This window comes from Neorhizobium sp. R1-B (genome assembly GCF_004368875.1).
GTDB classification, from domain to species: domain Bacteria; phylum Pseudomonadota; class Alphaproteobacteria; order Rhizobiales; family Rhizobiaceae; genus Neorhizobium; species Neorhizobium huautlense.
This window is the reverse complement of sequence record NZ_SOEM01000001.1, coordinates 219,432-241,026: the sequence shown is the minus strand read 5'-3', so window position 1 is coordinate 241,026 and position 21,595 is coordinate 219,432. Positions and strand designations below refer to the sequence as shown.

The following is a 21,595-nucleotide window of genomic DNA, read 5'->3' as shown; positions in this document are numbered from 1 at the left end:
GAATGTACCAGTTTTCATATGCCGAGATCATGGAGGATGGCGTTGCAAACGCCAAGGATCGTGAACGGCAGGCCCTCGATCGTTCGATCGAATTGTTGGCGGCGGCCCGCGACGACGGGCATTATACGCGCACGACGGTCGAGGCTCTCTTTTATACCCGGCGTGTGTGGATCAGGTTCATTGAGGACCTGAAACAACCGGACAACGAATTGGCGACGGAACTGCGCGCCGACCTGATCTCTATCGCTATCTGGATATTGAAGGAATGCGAAAAGATCCGGAAACGCGAGTCGACGAATTTCCAGGGCATTATAGACGTGACCACCATCATCAGGGATGGACTTAAATGAAAAGTACGCTTCGCATCTCTCTGAAGTCCGGCGAAAGGATCTTCATCAACGGCGCCGTGCTGCGCGTTGATCGAAAGGTCGCGCTGGAATTCCTCAACGACGTCACGTTCCTGCTGGAAAACCACGTTCTTCAGCCGGAGGATGCGACCACGCCGCTCAGGCAGCTCTACTTCATCGCTCAGATGATGCTGATCAACCCCGAAGGCAAGGAGCAGTCGATGACGCTGTTCCGCAAATCGGTGGCCATGCTGCTGACCTGCTTCCATGACGATGAGGTGTTGGCGGAGCTGAAGCGGATTGACGGCATGGTCGCGTCAGGCCGCGCCTTCGATGCACTCAAAGCGATCCGCGCCCTCTATCCGGTGGAAGACCGCATTCTGAACAATCAGGAAATCGCGCCGGCAACCGTCGAACGCATCCGCAAGGAGATTGCCCCATGGCGGTGACCCCGATCACCTCGGCAACCGCCAATCCCTGGGCGAATGCGGGTTCATCGACAAATGCCTCCGATAAGGCCAGCCTCAACTACAACAACTTCCTGCAGCTCCTAATTGCGCAGATGAAGTATCAGGATCCGACCGACCCCATGGATGCGAGCGAACAGATCGCCCAGCTCGCAACGTTCTCGCAGGTCGAACAGTCGATCCAGACGAATACCCACCTGAAGAGCATGCTTCAGGCGGAAGCCCTGACCCGCGCCACCGACCTCATCGGCAAATATGTCAAGAGCGCCGACGACACGATGACTGGCAAGGTCAAAGAAGTCGAAGTCTACGCAGATGGCGTCGTTGCCATCACCGACAAGAACGAAAAGATCCTGCTCCAGGCCGGCGTCGTGTTTTCCGACACGCCATTGACAACCGGCACCAAGGATACGACCGACGGCTCGACGGATAACGACGATACCGATAAAAGTAGCTGATCGAGTCACACGCGAATCGGACGAGCGCGATGAATGAGGCGGATGCCCTTGATATCATGCAGGCGGCTATCTGGACGGTCCTGATCGCCTCCGGTCCGGCCGTGCTGGTAGCCATGGTCGTGGGTGTGGCGATCGCCTTTCTCCAGGCACTGACGCAGATCCAGGAAATGACGCTGACATTCGTACCGAAGATCGTTGCCATCCTGGTAACGATCGGCATCACCGCGCCATTCATCGGCAGCCAGATCAATCTTTTTGCCAATCTGGTTTTTTCGAGGGTCCAGTCCGGTTTCTGACCGGCTGCATCCGCTTTCGGTTTGCCGCCCCACCTTCGCGCAAGCTTCGCCGTTTAGTCATGACGTGAAACTGGCAGGAGCATGTCCTGCCGCCATCTCATGAAGAGACGGGACCTCCATGGCGCAACCACCTGCTTTATCCATTCCGAAGGTAACCCCGAGCGGCCGCGATGTCGGCTTTGCTCTCGGCATCGTCGCCATCCTCTGTATCCTGTTCCTGCCGATACCGCCGTTCCTGATCGACGTGGGGCTGGCATTTTCGATCGCCTTCTCGGTGCTGATCCTGATGGTCTCGCTGTGGATCCAGCGACCGTTGGATTTCTCCTCCTTCCCGACCATCTTGCTGATCGCCACCATGGTGCGTTTGTCGCTGAATATCGCGACGACGCGCGTGATCCTGTCACATGGGCATGAAGGCCACGGGGCGGCAGGCAATGTCATCCAGGGGTTCTCCAGCCTCGTCATGTCGGGCGATTTCGTCATCGGCGTGATCGTCTTCATGATCCTGGTGACGGTGAACTTCATCGTCATCACCAAGGGTGCGACCCGTATCGCGGAAGTCGGCGCGCGCTTCACCCTCGACGCCATTCCCGGCAAGCAGATGTCGATCGACGCTGACCTGTCGGCGGGCATCATCGATGAAAAAGAGGCACAGCGCCGCCGCTCGGAGCTCGAGGAAGAAAGCTCCTTCTTCGGGGCCATGGACGGTGCGTCCAAATTTGTGCGCGGCGATGCGATCGCCGGTCTCATCATCACCGCGATCAATATTTTCGGCGGCGTCATCATCGGCTACTTCCGCCACGGGATGGAAATCGGCGAGGCGGCGGACGTTTTCGTCAAGCTGTCGGTTGGCGACGGTATCGTATCCCAGATCCCGGCACTCATCGTTTCGCTTGCAGCAGGCCTTCTGGTCACCCGCGGCGGTACGGCAGGATCGACCGACAAGGCCGTCGTCGATCAGCTGGCTGGTTATCCGCGCGCTCTTTCAGTGTCTGCCGGCCTTATGGCGCTTCTCGCCATTGTTCCCGGCCTGCCGCTTTTGCCTTTCATGACGCTCGGTGCTCTTATGGGCTTCGGCGCCTGGCTCGTGCCGCGGCGCATCGAGGCGGAAAACAAGGCTCGTCGGGAAGACGAGGAGAAGAAGGTTGTCCAGACCAAGGAAGCGGAGAAGGATTCCGTCAAGTCGGTCCTCAAGACTGCGGAAATCGAGCTCGCCCTCGGCAAGCAGGTTTCCACGCGTCTCCTCGGTGCCCATCAGGAACTCGCCTTCCGCGTCGGCAAGATGCGCAAGAAGTTCGCCACCCAGTATGGTTTCGTGGTCCCGGAGATCAAGGTTACCGACGATATCGCCATACCGGAAAAGTCCTATGGCATCCGCATTCACGGCACGACGATCGCGTCGAACACCCTGCGTGTGGGTGATGTCCTGGTCGTTACCGGATCGGGCCGCAAGCCGAGCATTCCCGGGGACGAAATTCGCGAGCCGGCCTTCGGCATGCCGGCGGTTTCGATCCTGGAAACTTTTGCAGAAGACCTGAAACGCGAAGGCTTCCACCCGATCGACAATGTCTCGGTCGTGCTGACGCATCTGTCGGAGGTCATCCGCAACAATCTGCCGCAGCTTCTGTCCTATAAGGACGTCAAGATCCTGATCGAGCGTCTCGATCCGGAATACAAGAAGCTCGCCGACGAGATCTGTTCGTCGCATATGTCCTATTCGGGCCTCCAGGCGGTGCTCAAACTGTTGCTGGCCGAACGCGTGTCGATCCGCAACCTTCATCTCATTCTCGAAGCCGTGGCGGAACTTGCACCGCACGTCCGAAAGACCGAGCAGATCGTGGAGCACGTACGCGTGCGCATGGCGCAGCAACTGTGCGGCGATCTTGCAGACAATGGCGTGTTGCGCGTGCTCCGGCTCGGCAACAAGTGGGACATGCTCTTCCATCAGGCGCTCAAGCGCGACAACAAGGGCGAGGTTATCGAATTCGATATCGATCCGCGAACGCTCGAAGAGTTCAGCGAGCAGGCCACGAAGGTCATCCGCGAATTCATGGACCGCGGCCTGCCGTTTGTCCTCGTCACCTCGCCGGAGACCCGTTCCTATGTGCGCATGATCATCGAGCGGCTGTTCGCCACCTTGCCGGTCCTCTCCCATGTGGAGCTCGCCAAGGGGCTCGAGATCAAGATCCTGGGCGCCATTTCGTGAGGAAGCGTTTCGAGGCGGAACGTTTTATTCCGTCTTGAAAACCCTTAGACTGTCCGCAAAGGACGATTCTCAGATGATAACCGACCCGCAAGGGACCATACTCGCACTTTTCCTGGCATTCTGCCGAATGGGTGGGTGCGTCATGGTACTTCCGGGCTTTGGAAGCGCACGCGTGCCGCCTCAGGTGCGACTGTTTGCAGCCGTCGCCCTGTCCATGGCGATGTTGCCGGTCCTGTGGGATACGATCTATCCGAAAGCCTCATCCCCCAGTGCAACTTTCATCGGGCTGATCTTCACGGAGGCGATGGTCGGCATCGTTTACGGGTTGATTGCCCGGCTCTATACGCTCGGCATGCAGTTCACGGGCTCGATCCTGACCATGGCGATCGGCTTTACGGCACCAGGGGGGCATGATGTCCTGGAAGACACGAACGAAAACCAGCTCACGAACCTGCTGACGCTGAGCGGTCTCCTCTTGCTGTTCATGATGGACTTCCACCACGTGGTGTTCCGCGCGCTGATCGATTCCTATACGGCTACGCCCGTCGGCGCGGTCATTGATTCGCAAAAGATGCTGATCACGCTGACCGACACCCTGCGCGCCTCGACCATGATCATGCTGAGGCTGGCAAGCCCATTTCTGATCTATGGCCTGATGTTCAACGTGGCGGTCGGTCTCGTCAACAAGCTTGCGCCGCAGATCCCGGTGTATTTCATCTCGACGCCCTTCCTTCTCATGGGCGGGCTTTTCCTTCTCTATCTGTCGATCGCGGCTCTCATCCGGCAATATGCGGATGGGTTTGCGCCGATCTTCCTGTCTTTCTAGGAGAGCGGCATGGCCGGTCCAGTGAAGCGTTCCGAAAAGCTCAAGCGCCTTGTAGCGGTCCAGCGGCATATCGAGAAGATGGCGGAACATGAACTCGCTGCGACCACTCGGCATCGCGCGGAGATCAATCAGTCCATGGAAGAAGTGATTGACGCGATCGGTTCCATGCATCCGATCCATCGTCAGTTCTCGCAGCAATATGCCGAGCGCTTTGGGCGCCTGACAACCAAGGAGCGCCAGCTTGCTGGCGTCCAGCAACTCCAGGAAATGAAGGTGCTGAAGGAGCGGACCAAGGCGGACCGCCTGCAGGACAATATGAAGGATGCGCGCGATCACGAGGATCGCGAAGCCGCTGACAATTCCATTTATGAACTCATAGAGATCACCCTCGGCTCGCAGATGATCAAATAGGCGCCAGCCTCCAGCAAGCTTCGAGAGCCATAGTCTCCTCATGACGCAGATGGCCCGGCGCGAATTTGGTTCGGACGGGATACTGCACCGTTTCAAATTGCAGCCGTCGATGAGCGCATTCCTGAAATGCGTCTCGTGGCGTTACGAAAGGAGCTCGCGTGGCGATTTCACCTCCGACCGACCTGGTCCTGGACGTCGTACGTGCCGCGGACCCGACTGCCGTGCAAGAAGCCCAGGCCAAACTGAAGGCGAACAAGGCGGCTTTCGCCGCGACCAGCCTGGCGGAAGTTGGCAAGGGTTTCGGCGCGGCCATGAAGATGATCGATACGCCGGCCACTGAAGCCGGTCTCGGGAATGCCGAAGCGCCGAAGCGTGCGGCCGAGATGCCCGACGAATATCGCAAGTTCGAAGCCTCCATTCTGCAGAACTTCGTAAATTCCATGCTGCCGAAGGAAACCGAAGAGGTTTACGGCAAGGGCTCTGCCGGTGAATTCTGGAAGAGCATGATGGCGGAAAAGATCGCCGACGAGATGTCCCAGAAGGGCGGCATCGGCATTGCCGAACAGATGTATTCGCAGGCGCTCGACCGGGCTGAGCGGCAGGGCGCGGTAAACGCGACCACCGACGAAAATGACCGGAGCCGCGCAATGAGCATGATTACGGATTTCGAACGTGAGGTTCTCGGCGTCGGCAAGACGAACGAGGCCTGACAATGAATCAGACTGGGGCAGAAGATATGGAAGTCGTTTCGAATGATTATCGCATCAAGACCGTGCTTGGCCGGTTGGAAATGATAATCGACAACGAGAATCAGCGGATCGGTCGTGATCCCGAATTCGACCTCAAGGTGTCGAATGCTCACAAGAGCCGCTGCCTTTACGAGCTGACGATGCTGTTCCGCGGCACGGATCCGAGAGAACTTGCGATCGGCTACATCGACCAGATGCATGGATTGAAAGCCAAGCTGGCGCTGAACGCGCGGCGGGTCGAGGCGCATCTGCATGCGGTGCGGACGGTTGCTGATCTCCTGAAGAATGCGGCGCGCGATGCGGATGGCGACGGCACCTACACTCAGGAACAGTTCACCTACGGCGAAGTCTGATGGTCAAACTCCTTCTTACCGGTCTATGGGTCTGCATCGTCACGCTCGGGGCGGTGTATTTCTCTGTGCAGATGTCGGCTGCGCCTGCGCCGGTCGACGAGGAAGCCAGGAAGAAGGAACTTCTCGAACTGGTCCGGGGCGAATCGATCACCATTCCGGTCATTTCGGAGGGAGCGATAAGCGGCTACTTCCTCAGCCGTGTCTCGTTCATGATGGACAAGGAGAAGATCAAGGGCGTTAAGCTTCCAATGACGGAGCTGACCACCGACGAGCTTTTTACGCTGCTGATCGGCAACAAGATGGTCGATCTCAGCAAACCGGGCGCCTTCGAACTCGAAAAATTTCGTTCGACGATCAAGGACGACCTGAACAAGAGACTGGGTGATGGCCTTGTGGCGGAAGTGCTGGTCGAGCAACTCGACTACCTTTCTAAAGAAGACATCCGCAACAACGCCTCCCGTGGCAACAAGAACCCAAATCCCGGCAAGAAGATTGTCGAAGGGGTGAAGGTCGAGGAGCCGAAATCTGCGGGCCATTAGCCAATTCGGTTAAAATTATTGAAGAAGAAGCCGGCCGACATGCCGGCTTTTTTGTTCCACGATTCCCGAAAACGCACGGATCTCTCGCATTTTAGCGATCAATTTAAAGGTGGGTTCAGAGCGCTCTGTTTAACGTTGGAAGAGATTGGCCTTCCCATTGTTGAGCGCAGTAATGAACGCATCCGGAGAATTCCAGATATCGCCTCGGCCCGGGAACCTGCTCGGGCTGCAGGTGTGTGACCTTGGCTGGGACGCAGCGCTCAGCCTTGTCGAAGGGATAGTCTCGTTGCGAGGCAACCGGACTGCACTTGCCTTTCTCGATGGTCGCAGCTTCTTGCGCCAGCTCATCGATCCGGCCTACCGAAGCGAGCTCGGCCATCGTCTGATGTTACCGAGTGGCGGCCGTGTTTTCGGGATGTTGGTGAGCGGAATATGCGAGAGGTCTGCGCCTGAACGGTTTTCGGCAACCACCTTCCTTCCGGCGCTCCTGACTTTCCTCGAAAAGAGTTACCGAATCGGTATTGCCGGCGAGGACATTGCCCGCCTGAGGGTATTGCGAGAGCACTTTGCCCGCCATGCGCCATGGCATGAGATCATTGTGGTTGGTCCGGGACAGGAAGTACTTCCGGCTCTGGACTTCATTATCGTGGATGCAGCGACCGCGGCGCAGGAAATTCGGATCGCGCGCTGGCTTGCAGCGGGCCATGCTGGACTGACGATATTCGCAGGAGCCGGTCTCACCGATTTTCTCAAGAACAAACCAGTTCGGCACAGGCGAAGGAGCAGCGGGCTGCTGCCTCAGTCCCTCATCGGCATCAGAAGTTAACTCTTTATTTGCCATAAAAATTTAGACTGCCTTAATCAACGGCAACCTCGGGGATGCCGAGAGCACGGTTATTGCGGTCGCCCCATGTACCAGTCGGCGAAAATCGTTGAAGAGCAGGATTCCAGGCCGGGCGCTTTGCGGTCCGGTCTTGGCTCTGTCTTTTCCCGCATGCGGTGGACGCTGTGGAAAACGGGTGCCGCGATGCTGGTTGGCGGAGCTCTGCCATTGCTGCTCGGCGATGGCCTCCCGCAAACTTATGAAGCAACCACCCGGCTGAAAGTCGAAGCAGCCAGCGAAGACGCGGTTGAGGGAGCCTTGCAAGCGCTCCGCTCCAAACAGGTTCTCGACAATCTTATCGGCGCACTCAACCTTCGGGATGACAGCGAATTCGGGATGGATCGCCCAAGTGTCGTTCGGGTCGTGTCGGATATCGTTTCCGGTAGCGAAATGACGGTCTCGCAGGCCGAAAACCGGCTGCGTGAACGGCTCTCGCAGGCGCTTACGGTTGGTTATAACCAAGGGACGAATGAGGTTGTGATCTCGGCCTCCGCTGCGGATGCTGGCGAGGCGGCAAAAATCGCCAACATGCTGGGAGACACATTCCGCGGCGAACTTGCAGTCGCAGGCGCCGCCACGTCGGAGCCCGTGGTCGAAAAGCTCCGTCAGACACTCGAACGCGCGGAGGCGGCGCTTGCCGGCTTCGCAGAGGAGACCGGCGGACAGAAGCTGGCCGAATTGCGTCGCAGCCAAAATGAACAAAAGCAGCTGGTCGCAGAAGTCGCCGAGGTGCAGGCGGAACTCGCGCACCTCAAGATCAGAGCTGCACGAGCGTCCGCCATGACGCTGGAAGATGTGCTCAACAAGCCGCTGCCGGATAATCTGGATTATACCGGCCTTGAATACCAGCGCCAAAGGCATGTCGAGGCAAAGCTCGCCGTCGATCAGCTCTCGGGCAATCTCGGTCCGCGCCACCCGCGCCTTCTCGCCGCGCAGGCTGCGCTGCAAGAGGTTCGGCTGGATATCCAGAAGGCCCTGAAACAACTCTCCTCGACGCTTCGCCAACAGGAGACGGCCGTTGCCCGGCGCCTGGCCGAACTGAAGAACAAGCAATCCCGAAAACCGGATGACAAGGAAATAGCCGAGTCTGCAACGAGGCTCGCAGCGCTTGAAGACGCGGCGAAAGAGGCGCGTCAGAACTATCTCGACGCCCTTCACCGGTCGGAAGGCCAGGCGGCGCCGCCGGCCGCCAAGGTCGAAATCCTAAGCCCGGCGACGGCAGAGACCGCGCAGCCGGCGGGCCTGTCGATGATGCAGGCATCAGCCGCCGGTGCCGTAGCTGGCCTTTGCTTTGGCCTTGCTCTCTCTGGCCTCACGCGTCGCAGCTCCGGGTCGGACGGGATGGACGAGGAGCCCGCTTTCGATTTTGCCGTAGAGCCCGAGCCAGCCCACAGGGAGCTCGAGGCTGTCGACCCGGTCGAGACGCTCGAGGATGAGGACGATGCCGACTATTACGAACCTCAGCGGGATCTTCCGGCATTTCGCCGAAAAACGCGCTACGCGGCGCCTGCCAATGACGTGCCGCTTGCCGAGCAGATCCGCGAGATGCTGATCGCCAACCGCAGACCGTCGCGCGAGATTGACCTGCCGCCGCTGGTCGCGGCCGTTATGTCGGGCGGGAGTGCCTATCCGCCGTCTTATAGCGCGGCGCGATCCTCCCCTGAGGATATTCGAAAAGCTGAAGAGGTTCGCGAATTGCGCCGTAACATGACGGAGCTTCGGGAGAGGGTTCAGTCCTATTCCGCCCGCCGCGGGTCGACGCGGTAATAACGGACATCCGCGACATCGAATCAGCTTGCATTTGCCGCCTGCGACCAGCATAGGGCGTTGGCGGGCAAATCCGACCGATACCCGCTTTGTAGATTGGCGGCGGTTTCAAGCGGGAGGGTGACGCGTGGCTGTAGTGATCGATGGCAAAGAGGCGGCAGCATCCGTGATTGCAGCCGTAACCGCGGCGACCGCTTCTCTTGAAAGAGAAACGGGCGTCAAGCCGGGGCTCGCGGTCGTCATCGTCGGCAACGATCCGGCGAGCCACGCCTATGTGAGCTCCAAGAGCAAGATGGCCAAGCAGTGCGGATTCAATTCGATCCAGCATAGCTTTGCTGAAGAGACGACGCAGGAAGAGCTTGAAGAGCTCGTCGCCGGATTGAATGCCGATCCGGCAATCCACGGTATTCTCGTGCAGCTTCCCCTGCCGAAACATCTGAAGGCGGAACCGGTGATTCTCTCGATTTCGCCAGAAAAGGACGTTGACGGCCTGCATGTCGTCAATGCGGGCAAGATCGCCACCGGAGACCTGGAAACTGGCCTTATTTCCTGCACGCCGGCCGGCGCAATGCTGCTCGTCAACCGCATCCACGGCCGAGATCTTTCCGGCCTCAACGCCGTCGTCATCGGCCGCTCCAACCTGTTCGGCAAGCCGATGGGCCTGTTGCTGCTGGCCGCCAATGCGACCGTGACCATGGCGCATTCCAGGACAAAGGATCTCGCCTCGGTCTGCCGCAATGCCGATATCCTGGTTGCTGCTGTGGGACGGCCGCAGATGGTCAAGGCGGATTGGGTGAAGCCGGGAGCTACAGTGATAGATGTCGGCATCAACCGCGTGCCGGCCCCGGACAAGGGTGAGGGAAAGAGCCGTCTTGTTGGTGACGTCTCTTATGTGGATGCGGCAGAAATCGCTGGAGCCATCACGCCCGTACCAGGCGGTGTCGGCCCAATGACCATCGCCATGCTGATGGCCAATACGGTAATCGCCGCCTATCGCGCCGCCGGAAAAACCGCTCCCAGATTTTAATCGATTTAAAATATTCTGAATGCCGCTGCCGGAGGGGGTTGACTCCTCCGCAAGAGCGTTAAATCTCTTTCCATGTTTTGGAACTCCCGGTTGGGTAGAAAAGCCGGGACAATGGGAGGGTAGTTTCATGAAGACACTATTTTGGATCGGTACGGCGCTCGCGGTCGTTCTCGCAGGAAGCGCAGCCGCCCAGGAGCTCAAGTTTGCGCCGGGTCAGGACGCGCGCTTCAACTGGAAGAGCTACGAGGATTTCAAAGCCGCCAATGCCAACCTCAAGGGGCAAAATCTGACGCTTTTCGGCCCCTGGCGTGGCGAGGACGAGGTGCTGTTCAACAGCGTTCTGGCCTACTTCAATGCGGCGACCGGTATCAACGGCAAATATTCCTCCTCGGAAAACTACGAGCAGCAGATCGTCATCGATACGCAAGCGGGCTCGCCCCCGAATATCGCGATCATTCCGCAGCCGGGCCTTTTGGCCGATCTGGCTACCAAGGGCTTCCTGACGCCGCTCGGCCAGGAGAACGCCGATTGGGTGAAGCAGAATTACGGTGCAGGCGAGGGCTGGATCCGGTACGGCACCTATAAGGGCAAGGATGGACAAGAGGCCTATTTCGGCTTCCCGTTCAAGGCCGATTTCAAGTCCATGGTCTGGTATGTACCTGAAAATTTCGAAGAGGCGGGCTACGAGGTTCCCAAGACCATGGAGGAACTGATCAAGCTCAGCGACCAGATCGTTGAGGATGGCGGCGTTCCCTGGTGCATCGGCCTCGGTTCCGGGGGCGCCACAGGCTGGCCCGCAACGGACTGGGTCGAAGACATGATGCTGCGCACCCAGACCCCCGAAACCTACGACAAGTGGGTAAGTAACGAAATCAAGTTTGACGATCCGGCCGTAGTGGGCGCGATCGAGGAGTTCGGCAAGTTCGCCAAGAACGAGAAATATGTGAGCGGTGGCGTGGCTGCGGTTGCCTCGACCGACTTCCGCGACAGCCCGAAAGGCCTCTTCGGCATTCCGCCGAAATGCTACCTGCATCACCAGGCATCCTTCGTACCGTCCTTCTTCCCGCCGGGTACGAAGCTCGGCGCCGATGCTGACTTCTTCTATCTGCCGACCTACGCCTCCAAGCCCGAGCTCGGCACACCCGTTCTAGGCGCCGGTACGATGTTTGCCATCACCAAGGATTCACCCGCAGCCAAGGCCTTTATCGAATTCCTGAAGACGCCGATTGCCCACGAGGTGTGGATGGCGCAGTCATCGTTCCTGACGCCGTTCAAGGGCGCCAACCCGGATGCGTATGCCAATGACGTCATGAAGAAGCAGGGCGAACTTCTGACCACCGCAACGACCTTCCGTTTCGATGCATCCGACCTGATGCCGGGCAAGATCGGCGCCGGCGCCTTCTGGACCGGCATGGTCAATTATGTCGGCGGCAAGGATGCCAAGACGGTTGCGACCGACATACAGAAGGCTTGGGACGGCCTGAAATAAAACGCCGAACATAAACCTACATTTCGCCGCGCCGGCTTTCCGGCGCGGTGCCTTCAGAATAATCCGGAAAAATCGGTGAAAAGGGGAGAGGCATGATATCGCAGGTCGTTTCAGCCGTCGGCGTTGTGATCGCCGGCGTTTTCATCTGTGCCTTGTATTACTGGCTCTCCGACAAGATTCTGCAACTCGTGTTTCCGGTCCCGGTGGACAATGTCCACGCGGCGTCGGTAAACCTCAACCGGCGGGCTATGGTTCGCCCTTGGCTGTTTCTGGGGCCGGCCCTTATCCTGCTGGTCGTCTATTTGGTCTATCCGGTGGTGGCGACGTTCATCCTGTCCTTTTACGATCGGTCGGGCGGAAATTTCGTGGGTCTTTCGAACTACCGCTGGGCCATACAGGACGACCAGTTTCGCCAATCGATCTTCAACAATATCCTCTGGCTTGCGGTGGTACCGGCGGCCTGCACCTTCTTCGGCCTCGTTATCGCCGTGCTGACTGATCGGATCTGGTGGGGCAATCTTGCCAAGAGCCTGATCTTCATGCCGATGGCGATCTCTTTCGTCGGCGCCTCCGTCATATGGAAATTCATCTACGAATATCGCGGCGGCAGCGAGACTCAGATCGGCCTCCTGAATGCTGTCGTGCAGTTCTTCGGCGGCAATCCGCAGGTGTGGATATCGCTTCCCTTCTGGAACAACTTCTTCCTGATGGCGATCCTGATCTGGATACAGACCGGTTTTGCTATGGTCATCCTGTCGGCAGCGCTTCGCGGCATCCCGGAGGAGACGATTGAGGCCGCCGTCATCGACGGCGCCAGCGGCTGGCAGATTTTCTGGAAAATCATGGTGCCGCAGATCTGGGGCACGATTGCCGTCGTCTGGACGACCATCACGATTCTCGTTCTGAAAGTCTTCGACATCGTGCTGACCATGACGAACGGCCAGTGGAACACCATGGTCCTGGCGAACCTGATGTTCGACTGGATGTTCCGTGGCGGGGGGGACAGCGGACGAAGCGCGGTCATCGCGCTCATCATCATGGCCGCCGTAACGCCGATCATGATCTGGAATATCCGCCAGGCGAACAAGGAAATGGGAGGCCATTGAGATGAACCCTGCCGTCAGCCTCCGCCGTATCGGGCTCCCGCGCCTCATCGTCCATTTGTCGGTCCTGGTGATCTGCATTATCTGGCTTATCCCGACCATCGGCATCCTCGTCACCTCATTCCGCGATGCAGGCCAGATCGCCGCGTCGGGCTGGTGGACGGCATTCACCGGCGCTGCCGAGACAAGTGCTGCCCGCCTTGGCGAGCCGTCCACCGCCAGACAGGAGGGGGCGAACTACGTCATTTCCGGCTCGGTCTTCGAGCAAGGCCAGAGCGGGGCGGTTCGCGCCTTCGGCACGCGCGTCGCGGCGCCGACGGAATTCGAAGCCGGGCAGGCGGCCGACCTCGGCGACGGCGAGATGCTGACGATCAACGAGGACGGCAGCTACGTCTATACGAAGAATGCTCCCTTCGACGGCGAGCGTGGAAAGCGCGTCTATCTCTCCATCGCGGCGCCGCCCTCATTTACCCTCGACAACTACCGGACCGTGCTCACCTCTCAAGGTATCGGACAATCCTTCGTCAATTCCCTGACGGTCGCGATTCCTGCGACCATCATCCCGATCCTGATCTCCGCTTTTGCCGCCTACGCGCTGTCCTGGATGGAGTTTCCCGGGCGTGCGCTGATCATTGCCATGGTGGTCGGGCTGATCGTCGTGCCCTTGCAGATGTCCCTCATTCCACTTCTCAGGATGTATAACGAGATCGGCAACTTGTTCGGAGTGCCGTCACGCAGCTATGCGGGCATCTGGCTTGCCCACTCGGCCTTCGGAATGCCGCTCGCGATCTACCTTCTGCGCAACTACATCGCAGGCCTGCCGAGGGAGATTATCGAATCCGCCCGGGTTGACGGCGCGAGCGATTTCGAGATCTTCGTGAAGATCATCCTGCCGCTGTCGTTTCCGGCTTTGGCATCCTTCTCCATCTTTCAGTTCCTGTGGACATGGAACGACCTTCTGGTCGCCATGGTCTTTCTCGGTACAGGCAAGGATCAGCTTGTCCTGACCGGCGCGCTCAATGCGCTTTTGGGCTCCATGGGCGGAAAGTGGGAAATTCTCACCGCCTCCGCCTTCATCACGATTGTGGTGCCGATTATCGTCTTTTTTGCACTTCAGCGGTATCTCGTCCGCGGATTGCTTGCCGGCTCGGTCAAGGGCGGCTGAGCCGCAGGCTTATTGTGTCAACTACAGGATATTGAATGATCATTTCGCACGAAAAACCCGCGGAGCTGGACAAGGATTGGTGGCGTGGGGCGGTCATCTATCAGATTTATCCGCGGTCCTTCCAGGATTCGAACGGCGACGGCATCGGTGACCTGAAGGGTATCACTGCGCGCCTACCGCATGTCGCCGCGCTCGGGGCCGATGCGATCTGGATATCGCCGTTCTTCCCCTCACCCATGAGGGACTTTGGCTACGATGTCTCGAACTACACCGATGTCGATCCGATGTTCGGGTCGCTCTCCGACTTTGACGGTCTGATCTCGGAAGCCCATCGGCTTGGCATCAAGGTGATGATCGATATTGTGATGTCCCACAGCTCCGACCAGCATCCATGGTTCATCGAGAGCCGGTCCAGCCGCTTCAATCCCAAGGCCGACTGGTATGTCTGGGCCGATGCAAGACCGGATGGAACGCCGCCGAACAACTGGTTGTCGATATTCGGTGGATCCGCCTGGGCCTGGGATCCGACGCGCATGCAGTATTACATGCACAACTTCCTGACATCGCAGCCGGACCTCAATCTTCACAATCCGGAAGTGCAGGATGCGCTCCTGGACATGACCCGTTTCTGGCTGTTGCGCGGCGTCGATGGTTTCCGTTTGGATACGATCAACTTCTATTTCCACGACAAGGAACTGCGCGACAACCCGGCGCTTGATCCCTCGCGGCGCAATGCATCCACCGCACCGGCAGTAAACCCCTATAACTTCCAGGAACATGTCTACGACAAGAACCGGCCTGAAAACCTGGAATTCCTGAGACGCTTCCGGGCCGTGCTTGACGAGTTTCCGGCGATCGCCGCTGTCGGTGAGGTCGGCGACAGCCAGCGGGGCCTTGAGATCGTTGGCGAATATACCTCCGGCACCGACAAGATGCAGATGTGCTACGCGTTCGAGTTCCTGGCGCCCGATCCGCTGACGCCTGCGCGTGTCGCAGAAGTGCAGAACGCCTTCTCGGTCGCCGCGCCGGACGGCTGGGCCTGCTGGGCCTTCTCGAACCACGACGTCGTGCGCCACGTCAGTCGCTGGGGCCACGACCTTCTCGACCGCGATGGCTATGCAAAAATGTCGGCTGCGATCCTCATGACCCAACGCGGTTCGGTCTGCATCTATCAGGGCGAGGAATTGGGCCTCACCGAGGCAGATATCGCCTATGCCGATCTGCAGGATCCATACGGCATTCAGTTCTGGCCGGAATTCAAGGGGCGGGATGGTTGCCGCACCCCCATGGTGTGGGACGCACAGGCGTTGCAGGCCGGTTTTTCGACAGCCGAGCGAACCTGGTTGCCCATCCCCGTCGAACATCAGCTCCGCGCCGTCGGCGCCCAATATGGCGACCCCGCTTCCGTGCTGGAGCAGTACCGTCGCTTTCTGGCGTTCCGCAAGCAGCACCCGGCCTTTGCAAAGGGCGATATCGCCTTCCTGCCGGAAGATGGGCCGGTGCTCGGCTACAAGCGGCAGTACGGTAACGAGACCGTGCTTTGCCTGTTCAATATGAGCCCAAGCGAGACCTCGACGGAATTGCCTATCGGCGATTGGGAGATTTTAACGGGGCATGGATTTGAAAGCGGCCTCGAAGGCCGACGCATCGAACTACCGGCCTGGGGGGCGTTCTTCGCCCGCCACGCCTAACGAAAACGGGAGGGAAACATGGCTGGTGTCGTGCTTAAGGATATCCGCAAGGCCTATGGTCAGGTGAAGGTGCTGCATGGCATCGACCTGGACATCAAGCAGGGCGAGTTCGTGGTCTTCGTCGGTCCTTCGGGCTGCGGAAAATCCACGCTGTTGCGGATGATCTCCGGTCTCGAGAGCATCACAGGCGGGGAAATGTTTATCGACAATCAGTTGGTGAACGAGGTTCCGCCTTCGCGCCGCGGCATCGCCATGGTTTTCCAATCCTACGCGCTTTATCCGCACATGACGGTTTACGACAACATGGCCTTCGGCATGCGGATCGCCAAGGAAAGCAAGCAGGAGATCGACCGTCGCGTCCGCTCGGCTGCCGACATCCTGCAGCTCACGCCCTATCTCGACCGGTTGCCGAAGGCGCTCTCGGGCGGGCAGCGGCAGCGCGTGGCGATCGGCCGGGCCATCTGCCGCAATCCGAAGGTCTTCCTGTTCGACGAGCCGCTCTCCAACCTCGACGCCGCGCTTCGGGTGGCGACCCGCATCGAGATCGCCAAACTCAACGAGGCGATGCCCGATACCACGATGATCTACGTCACCCACGACCAGGTGGAGGCGATGACGCTTGCGGACCGTATCGTTGTACTCTCGGCCGGGCGTATCGAACAGGTGGGGGCACCGCTCGAGCTTTACGAGCGTCCCCACAACCTCTTCGTCGCACGCTTCATCGGTTCGCCGGCGATGAACATCATTCCTGCAACGATAACCGAGACTGGCGAGACCACCACCGTATCACTGAGGGGCGGCAAGTCGGTGCGTCTCCCGATCGCGACTGCCGCTACTGAAAAAGGCAAGGCTGCAAGCTTCGGCGTGCGCCCGGAGGATCTTTCGATCGCGACTGGCGAGGAATATCTTTTCGAAGGGCAGGTCTCGATCGTCGAAGCCCTCGGAGAAGTAACGTTGCTTTACATTGAGGGGCTTGCCGACCAGGAACCGATTATCGCCAAGATTCCCGGAATTCTGAACGCGAAGAAGGGGAACGCTATGCGCTTTGCCGCCGACCCTGCGAAGCTGCACCTTTTTGATGCAGAAGGTAAGAGCTATCGGAAATAAGGGATAAGCCGCCGTTTACTATAAACCACCGAGCGTTGTTGGGAATTGTTCTGGATTGAGACTTCAAAACGCTCTGTTAAATTTCACCGGCTAGCCTTCTTCTCATAAACGAAGGAGGGACGTCGTGAGTGCGGCTCCAAAAAACAAAAATCACTTTTTGAGTAAGGAAGAGTCTTTCATGTACGACCGGGAAGCCCGGTTCAAGATGGAAGACACGATGAATGCGGCGCGCATCGAATATACGGAAAAAGGCGTGATGAACATGGCGCAGCGCCGCTGCGACGTGCTGCGCATTTCCCAGAGCAGCGCCGTTATCGGTATCCTGACCCAGTACAATCTGCCTCAGCAGTTTTACCTCGATATTCCGGATGCGCGGATCACCAAGGTCGGCTGCCTGTTGATGCGCACCAATGCCAACAACACGATCGAAGTCCGTTTCCTGCGCCTTCTCACGCAGAAGGAGATGGACCGGATTTTCGTGTTTTCGACCCATCCCAACCATCGCGACCGGACGCTCGACATCCGATCCTGGTGAAGTCGGAAATTTTCGATGGGCGACTCTGGCCGCCCATTCATTTATGCAAACACGCTTGCACCCTGGTCCGCGTGACCGACATTGCGGCGGAATGCGGCGAAGAGCTCTCGGCCCATGCCGAACTCGTTGCCCGAAAGGTCGGCGACAACAGGCGTCCGCGCTTCAAACTCGCCCGCATCCACCAGTACCTCCAGCGTACCTGCGACGGCGTCAAGCCGGACCATGTCTCCGTCCTTGATCTTGGCGATGGGTCCGCCGTCGGAAGCTTCCGGGGTAATATGGATCGCCGCCGGCACCTTGCCCGAGGCACCTGACATGCGCCCGTCAGTCACCAGCGCGACCTTGAAGCCGCGGTCCTGCAGCACGCCCAGCGGAGGCGTAAGACGATGGAGTTCGGGCATGCCGTTTGCTTTCGGCCCCTGAAAGCGGACGACTGCGACAAAATCCTTGTTGAGTTCGCCGCGCTTGAAAGCGTCCTGCAGCCCCTGTTGATCATGGAAAACAATGGCCGGCGCTTCGACGATGTGGCGCTCCGGCTTTACCGCGGAAATCTTGATGACGGCCTTGCCGAGATTGCCGGTCAGCATCTTCAGCCCGCCGGTGGACTGGAAAGGTGTCTCTATGGTCGACAGAACTTTCTTGTCTCCACTTTCGGCCGGTGCCGGCTCCCGCACCACCTGGCCTTGAGCATCGAGTTTCGCTTCGACGGTATAGGCATCGAGGCCGTGGCCGAAGACGGTGCGAACGTCGTCATGCAAGAAGCCTTGCTTCAGGAGCTGCTTGATGAGGAAGCCCATGCCTCCGGCGGCGTGGAAATGGTTCACGTCCGCCAGACCGTTCGGATAGACGCGGGCGAGCAGGGGGACGACATCCGAAAGGTCGGAGATGTCCTGCCATGTCAGGTGAATGCCGGCCGCGCGCGCCATGGCGACGAGGTGGAGCGTGTGGTTTGTCGAGCCGCCGGTGGCGTGCAGGCCAACGACGCCATTGACCACCGAACGTTCGTCGATCATCTCGCCGGCTGGTGTGAATTCATTGCCGAGGGCGGTGATGGCGAGCGCCCGCTTGGCGGCTTCTCGAGTCAATGCTTCGCGCAGCGGCGTACCCGGATTGACAAAGGAAGCGCCGGGCATGTGGAAGCCCATGATTTCCATCAGCATCTGGTTGGAGTTTGCGGTGCCGTAGAAGGTACAGGTGCCGGGGCCGTGATAGGACTTCGACTCGGCGTCGAGAAGTTCTGCGCGGCCGACCTTGCCTTCCGCATAGAGCTGCCGGATGCGCGACTTCTCGTCGTTCGGTAGACCCGAAGTCATCGGGCCTGCCGGGATGAAGACGGAGGGCAGGTGGCCGAAGCTCAGCGCGGCGATCACCAGGCCGGGTACGATCTTGTCGCAGATGCCGAGGAAGACTGCTGCGTCGAACATGTTGTGGGAAAGGCCGATGCCGGCCGCCATGGCGATCGCATCCCGCGAGAACAGCGATAGTTCCATGCCCGGCTGCCCTTGGGTGACACCGTCGCACATAGCCGGCACGCCGCCCGCAACCTGCGCGATCCCGCCTGCCTCCCGGGCGGCTTCCCGGATGATCGGCGGGAAGATCTCGTAGGGCTGGTGGGCGGAGAGCATGTCGTTATAGGCTGTGATGATGCCGAGGTTCGGAACGACGTCGCCCGCGAGCGCATCCTTTTCGGCGGGGGAACAGACCGCAAAACCGTGTGCGAGATTGCCGCAGGAGAGTGTCGACCGGTGCGGGCCTCGCGATGCCGCTCGCCGGACGCGGTCGAGATAGGCCTCACGGTGCGGCTTTGATCGTTCTACGATGCGGGCGGTGATAGCCTCGATGCTGGAATGGGCGGCCATGGGTCTTGTCCTCATCCGTCAAGCCCGGCTTGGGAATGGCGAAAGCCGACCGGGATTGCTCCTGTTGAAAATCCTGCGCCTTTACGGCGCCCAGTAGATCTCTAGCGGCGACGCAGCGTGATTGAGCACGGCGCGGATCGGCATCTCCGCTTCGTCGGAACCAGCCTTCGCCTTTTCCAGCACGTCCCGCTTGCCCTGACCTTCGATATGAAGGACCAGGAAACGCGCGTCCGAAAGGCTTGCAAAGGAGAAGGTCAACCGCTCCTCGCCAGCACCTTCCGCCTCCATGGTCAGAACGCCGCGAGGGCCAGAAAGATCGAGCGCTTTCGTGAGATTATTGCCGCGCGGGAAGAACGAGGCCGTATGGCCATCGGTTCCCATGCCGAGGATGGCGACATCGAAAGGATTTCCAATGCCCGCCGTCTTATCTGTTGCCGCGACCGCAGCTTCGTCGATTGAGGGTCGATCATAATAAAGCGGGATGAACTTCGCCGTCGCAGCCTTGTCCTTCAGGAGATGCGTCGCGACCAGAAGATGGTTGGAGCGCGGATTGTCGGCCGGTACGAAACGCTCGTCGACCAGAGTGACCGTGACCTTGCTCCAATCGATATCGCGTGCCGACAGGGTCTCGAAGAACTTTTTCGGTGTGGAACCGCCAGAGACTGCGATGGACGCGATCCCCCGTTCGCGGATCGCGGCGGCCAGGCGTGCCGCAACCTCGTCCGCCAGGGCGGCAGCAAGTGTTGCGGCATCGGGAAAGTCATGCAGGTTCGCGGTCATTGCCCGGTCTCGCCCTTCCTATCGTCAGCCTTCGTGCCAGGTGCGGTGATCCCGTTCTATCAACGCGATCGCTTGGCTGGGTCCCCAGGTTCCGGCGGTATAGCCCTGCACCTGCTGGCCGGTTGCTTCCCAACCCTTGAGGATCGGGTCGACCCAGCGCCACGCGGCTTCCACCTCGTCACGGCGCATGAAAAGGGTCTGGTTGGAGCGGATCGTGTCCATCAGGAGCCGCTCATAGGCGTCGGGATTGCGAACCGCGAACGCTTCCGCAAAGCTCATGTCGAGCGAAACCTCGCGAAGCCGCATTCCGCCGGGACCTGGGTCCTTAATCATCAATGATTGCTTCACACCCTCGTCCGGCTGCAAGCGGATGATCAGCTGGTTCGCGGCAATTCGGCCCGCGGCATTGTCGAAGATATTGTGCGGGATCGGCTTGAAGGTGATGACGATCTCGGAAACCCGATTGGCGAGGCGCTTGCCTGTGCGGATATAGAAGGGCACGCCGGCCCAGCGCCAGTTGCCGATCTCGGCCTTTATGGCCACGAATGTCTCGGTATTGGAGACGCCGCCTTCCAGCTCGTCGAGATAGCCCTTAACGGGGCCGCCGGCTGAAGCGCCCGCGCGGTACTGGCCTCGCACCGTGAATTGTTCGACATTGGCTTCGGTGATCGGCTTCAGCGCCCGTAGCACCTTGAGCTTTTCGTCGCGCACCGATTCCGAATTCATCGAGGAAGGGACTTCCATGGCGACAAGGCAGAGAAGCTGCAGGATATGGTTCTGAACCATGTCGCGCAGCGCGCCGGCCGTATCGTAATAACCGGCGCGGCCTTCGAGCCCGACAGCCTCCGCAACCGTGATCTGCACGTGATCGATATGCTCGGCATTCCACAACGGCTCGTAGAGCGCGTTGGCGAATCGCAGCGCCATCAGGTTCTGCACCGTCTCCTTGCCGAGATAGTGGTCGATGCGGAAGATCTGCTCTTCGCGGAAAACCTTGCCGATCGTATCGTTGAGTTCGAGCGCTGAGGCGAGATCGCGGCCAATCGGCTTTTCCACGACGATCCGGGTTGCTTTCGTGATCAGCTTGTGGTCGCGGATTTTCTCGGAAATTGCTCCGAAGATGCCGGGCGCAACGGCGAGATAGAAAACGCGCACCCGTTCTTTTCCATCATCGATGAGCTTCTTGAGCGCATCCCAGCCCTGATCGGACTTGGCATCGATCGAGACGTAGTAGAGCCGCTGGCAGAACTCTTGAACTTCAGCCTCGTCGTATTCGCCCTTCTTCAGGTGCTCCTTCAATGCGTCCTGGGCAAATTTTCGATAATCTTCATGTGAGAGATTGCTGCGGGAAGCGCCGATGATACGGGTTGGTTCCGTAAACTGACCCTCCACCTGACGGTGGTAAAGGGCCGGCAGGAGCTTGCGCTCTGCGAGGTCGCCGGTTCCGCCGAACACGACGCAATCAAAGGCTTCGACTGGGATGATCTGGCTGCTCATCTCTGTTCTTTCGTCCTGGATGGTTGGGGGCATACTTAAT

The 21,595-nt window shown here is 59.2% G+C and carries 22 protein-coding genes; 19 read left to right on the top strand and 3 right to left on the bottom strand.

Going from position 1 to position 21,595, the window contains the following annotated elements; all coding sequences use genetic code 11:
• Positions 1–2: 2 nt before the first annotated feature.
• From flaF to EDE05_RS00990, 19 genes are all read left to right on the top strand, one after another.
• The gene (gene flaF / locus EDE05_RS01080; RefSeq protein WP_105370673.1) at positions 3–350 is read left to right on the top strand and encodes a flagellar biosynthesis regulator FlaF; all 348 of its coding nucleotides are present in this window, start codon (positions 3–5) and stop codon (positions 348–350) included.
• Positions 347–796, top strand: coding sequence for a flagellar biosynthesis repressor FlbT (gene flbT, locus EDE05_RS01075; RefSeq protein WP_105370674.1), 450 nt, complete (start codon positions 347–349; stop codon positions 794–796). The genes flaF and flbT overlap by 4 nt, the downstream gene beginning before the upstream one ends.
• Positions 787–1,272 carry a flagellar hook assembly protein FlgD gene (gene flgD, locus EDE05_RS01070; protein WP_112797239.1) on the top strand — a complete coding sequence of 162 codons (486 nt, stop codon included), beginning with the start codon at positions 787–789 and terminating at the stop codon, positions 1,270–1,272. Before flbT ends, flgD begins: the two co-directional genes overlap by 10 nt.
• Positions 1,273–1,301: 29 nt before the next feature.
• Positions 1,302–1,568 (top strand): flagellar biosynthesis protein FliQ, encoded by a 267-nt coding sequence (fliQ, locus tag EDE05_RS01065; RefSeq protein WP_105370676.1) that lies wholly within the window; start codon positions 1,302–1,304, stop codon positions 1,566–1,568.
• Between the two features lie 118 nt (positions 1,569–1,686).
• Positions 1,687–3,774 (top strand): flagellar biosynthesis protein FlhA, encoded by a 2,088-nt coding sequence (flhA, locus tag EDE05_RS01060; protein WP_105370677.1) that lies wholly within the window; start codon positions 1,687–1,689, stop codon positions 3,772–3,774.
• 73 nt (positions 3,775–3,847) lie between these two features.
• Positions 3,848–4,600 (top strand): flagellar biosynthetic protein FliR, encoded by a 753-nt coding sequence (gene fliR / locus EDE05_RS01055; RefSeq protein ID WP_112797237.1) that lies wholly within the window; start codon positions 3,848–3,850, stop codon positions 4,598–4,600.
• 9 nt (positions 4,601–4,609) lie between these two features.
• The gene (locus EDE05_RS01050; protein WP_134099518.1) at positions 4,610–5,011 is read left to right on the top strand and encodes a hypothetical protein; all 402 of its coding nucleotides are present in this window, start codon (positions 4,610–4,612) and stop codon (positions 5,009–5,011) included.
• A gap of 158 nt (positions 5,012–5,169) precedes the next feature.
• Positions 5,170–5,721, top strand: coding sequence for a rod-binding protein (locus EDE05_RS01045; protein ID WP_105370680.1), 552 nt, complete (start codon positions 5,170–5,172; stop codon positions 5,719–5,721).
• Positions 5,722–5,747: 26 nt separating this feature from the next.
• Complete coding sequence (locus tag EDE05_RS01040; RefSeq protein WP_105370736.1) at positions 5,748–6,113, top strand: hypothetical protein; 366 nt, start codon at positions 5,748–5,750, stop codon at positions 6,111–6,113.
• The gene (locus EDE05_RS01035; protein ID WP_105370681.1) at positions 6,113–6,652 is read left to right on the top strand and encodes a hypothetical protein; all 540 of its coding nucleotides are present in this window, start codon (positions 6,113–6,115) and stop codon (positions 6,650–6,652) included. The genes EDE05_RS01040 and EDE05_RS01035 overlap by 1 nt, the downstream gene beginning before the upstream one ends.
• A 172-nt stretch (positions 6,653–6,824) precedes the next feature.
• Positions 6,825–7,478 carry a hypothetical protein gene (locus tag EDE05_RS01030; RefSeq protein WP_134099515.1) on the top strand — a complete coding sequence of 218 codons (654 nt, stop codon included), beginning with the start codon at positions 6,825–6,827 and terminating at the stop codon, positions 7,476–7,478.
• A gap of 84 nt (positions 7,479–7,562) precedes the next feature.
• Positions 7,563–9,302 carry a hypothetical protein gene (locus EDE05_RS01025; protein ID WP_134099512.1) on the top strand — a complete coding sequence of 580 codons (1,740 nt, stop codon included), beginning with the start codon at positions 7,563–7,565 and terminating at the stop codon, positions 9,300–9,302.
• A 127-nt stretch (positions 9,303–9,429) separates the two neighbouring features.
• Entirely contained in the window at positions 9,430–10,329 is a 900-nt protein-coding gene (folD, locus tag EDE05_RS01020) for a bifunctional methylenetetrahydrofolate dehydrogenase/methenyltetrahydrofolate cyclohydrolase FolD (protein WP_134099509.1), read from the top strand.
• A 127-nt stretch (positions 10,330–10,456) separates the two neighbouring features.
• The gene (locus EDE05_RS01015; protein ID WP_134099507.1) at positions 10,457–11,818 is read left to right on the top strand and encodes an ABC transporter substrate-binding protein; all 1,362 of its coding nucleotides are present in this window, start codon (positions 10,457–10,459) and stop codon (positions 11,816–11,818) included.
• 92 nt (positions 11,819–11,910) lie between these two features.
• A complete protein-coding gene (locus tag EDE05_RS01010) occupies positions 11,911–12,924 on the top strand; it encodes a sugar ABC transporter permease (RefSeq protein ID WP_134099504.1) in 1,014 nt (337 codons plus the stop codon).
• A 1-nt stretch (position 12,925) separates the two neighbouring features.
• Positions 12,926–14,086, top strand: coding sequence for a carbohydrate ABC transporter permease (locus tag EDE05_RS01005; RefSeq protein ID WP_132408589.1), 1,161 nt, complete (start codon positions 12,926–12,928; stop codon positions 14,084–14,086).
• Between the two features lie 35 nt (positions 14,087–14,121).
• Positions 14,122–15,777, top strand: coding sequence for an alpha-glucosidase family protein (locus EDE05_RS01000; protein ID WP_134099501.1), 1,656 nt, complete (start codon positions 14,122–14,124; stop codon positions 15,775–15,777).
• 18 nt (positions 15,778–15,795) lie between these two features.
• A complete protein-coding gene (ugpC, locus tag EDE05_RS00995) occupies positions 15,796–16,884 on the top strand; it encodes a sn-glycerol-3-phosphate ABC transporter ATP-binding protein UgpC (protein ID WP_112797220.1) in 1,089 nt (362 codons plus the stop codon).
• 178 nt (positions 16,885–17,062) lie between these two features.
• Entirely contained in the window at positions 17,063–17,419 is a 357-nt protein-coding gene (locus EDE05_RS00990; RefSeq protein ID WP_105370690.1) for a hypothetical protein, read from the top strand.
• Positions 17,420–17,460: 41 nt separating this feature from the next.
• Here the strand turns inward: EDE05_RS00990 and edd are convergent, their stop codons facing one another.
• From edd to zwf, 3 genes are all read right to left on the bottom strand, one after another.
• Positions 17,461–19,278: a phosphogluconate dehydratase gene (gene edd / locus EDE05_RS00985; RefSeq protein ID WP_132408593.1), complete on the bottom strand. Its 1,818-nt coding sequence runs from the start codon at positions 19,276–19,278 to the stop codon at positions 17,461–17,463.
• Between the two features lie 81 nt (positions 19,279–19,359).
• Entirely contained in the window at positions 19,360–20,058 is a 699-nt protein-coding gene (gene pgl / locus EDE05_RS00980; protein WP_134099498.1) for a 6-phosphogluconolactonase, read from the bottom strand.
• A gap of 24 nt (positions 20,059–20,082) precedes the next feature.
• Complete coding sequence (gene zwf, locus EDE05_RS00975; protein ID WP_134099495.1) at positions 20,083–21,555, bottom strand: glucose-6-phosphate dehydrogenase; 1,473 nt, start codon at positions 21,553–21,555, stop codon at positions 20,083–20,085.
• Positions 21,556–21,595 lie beyond the last annotated feature (40 nt).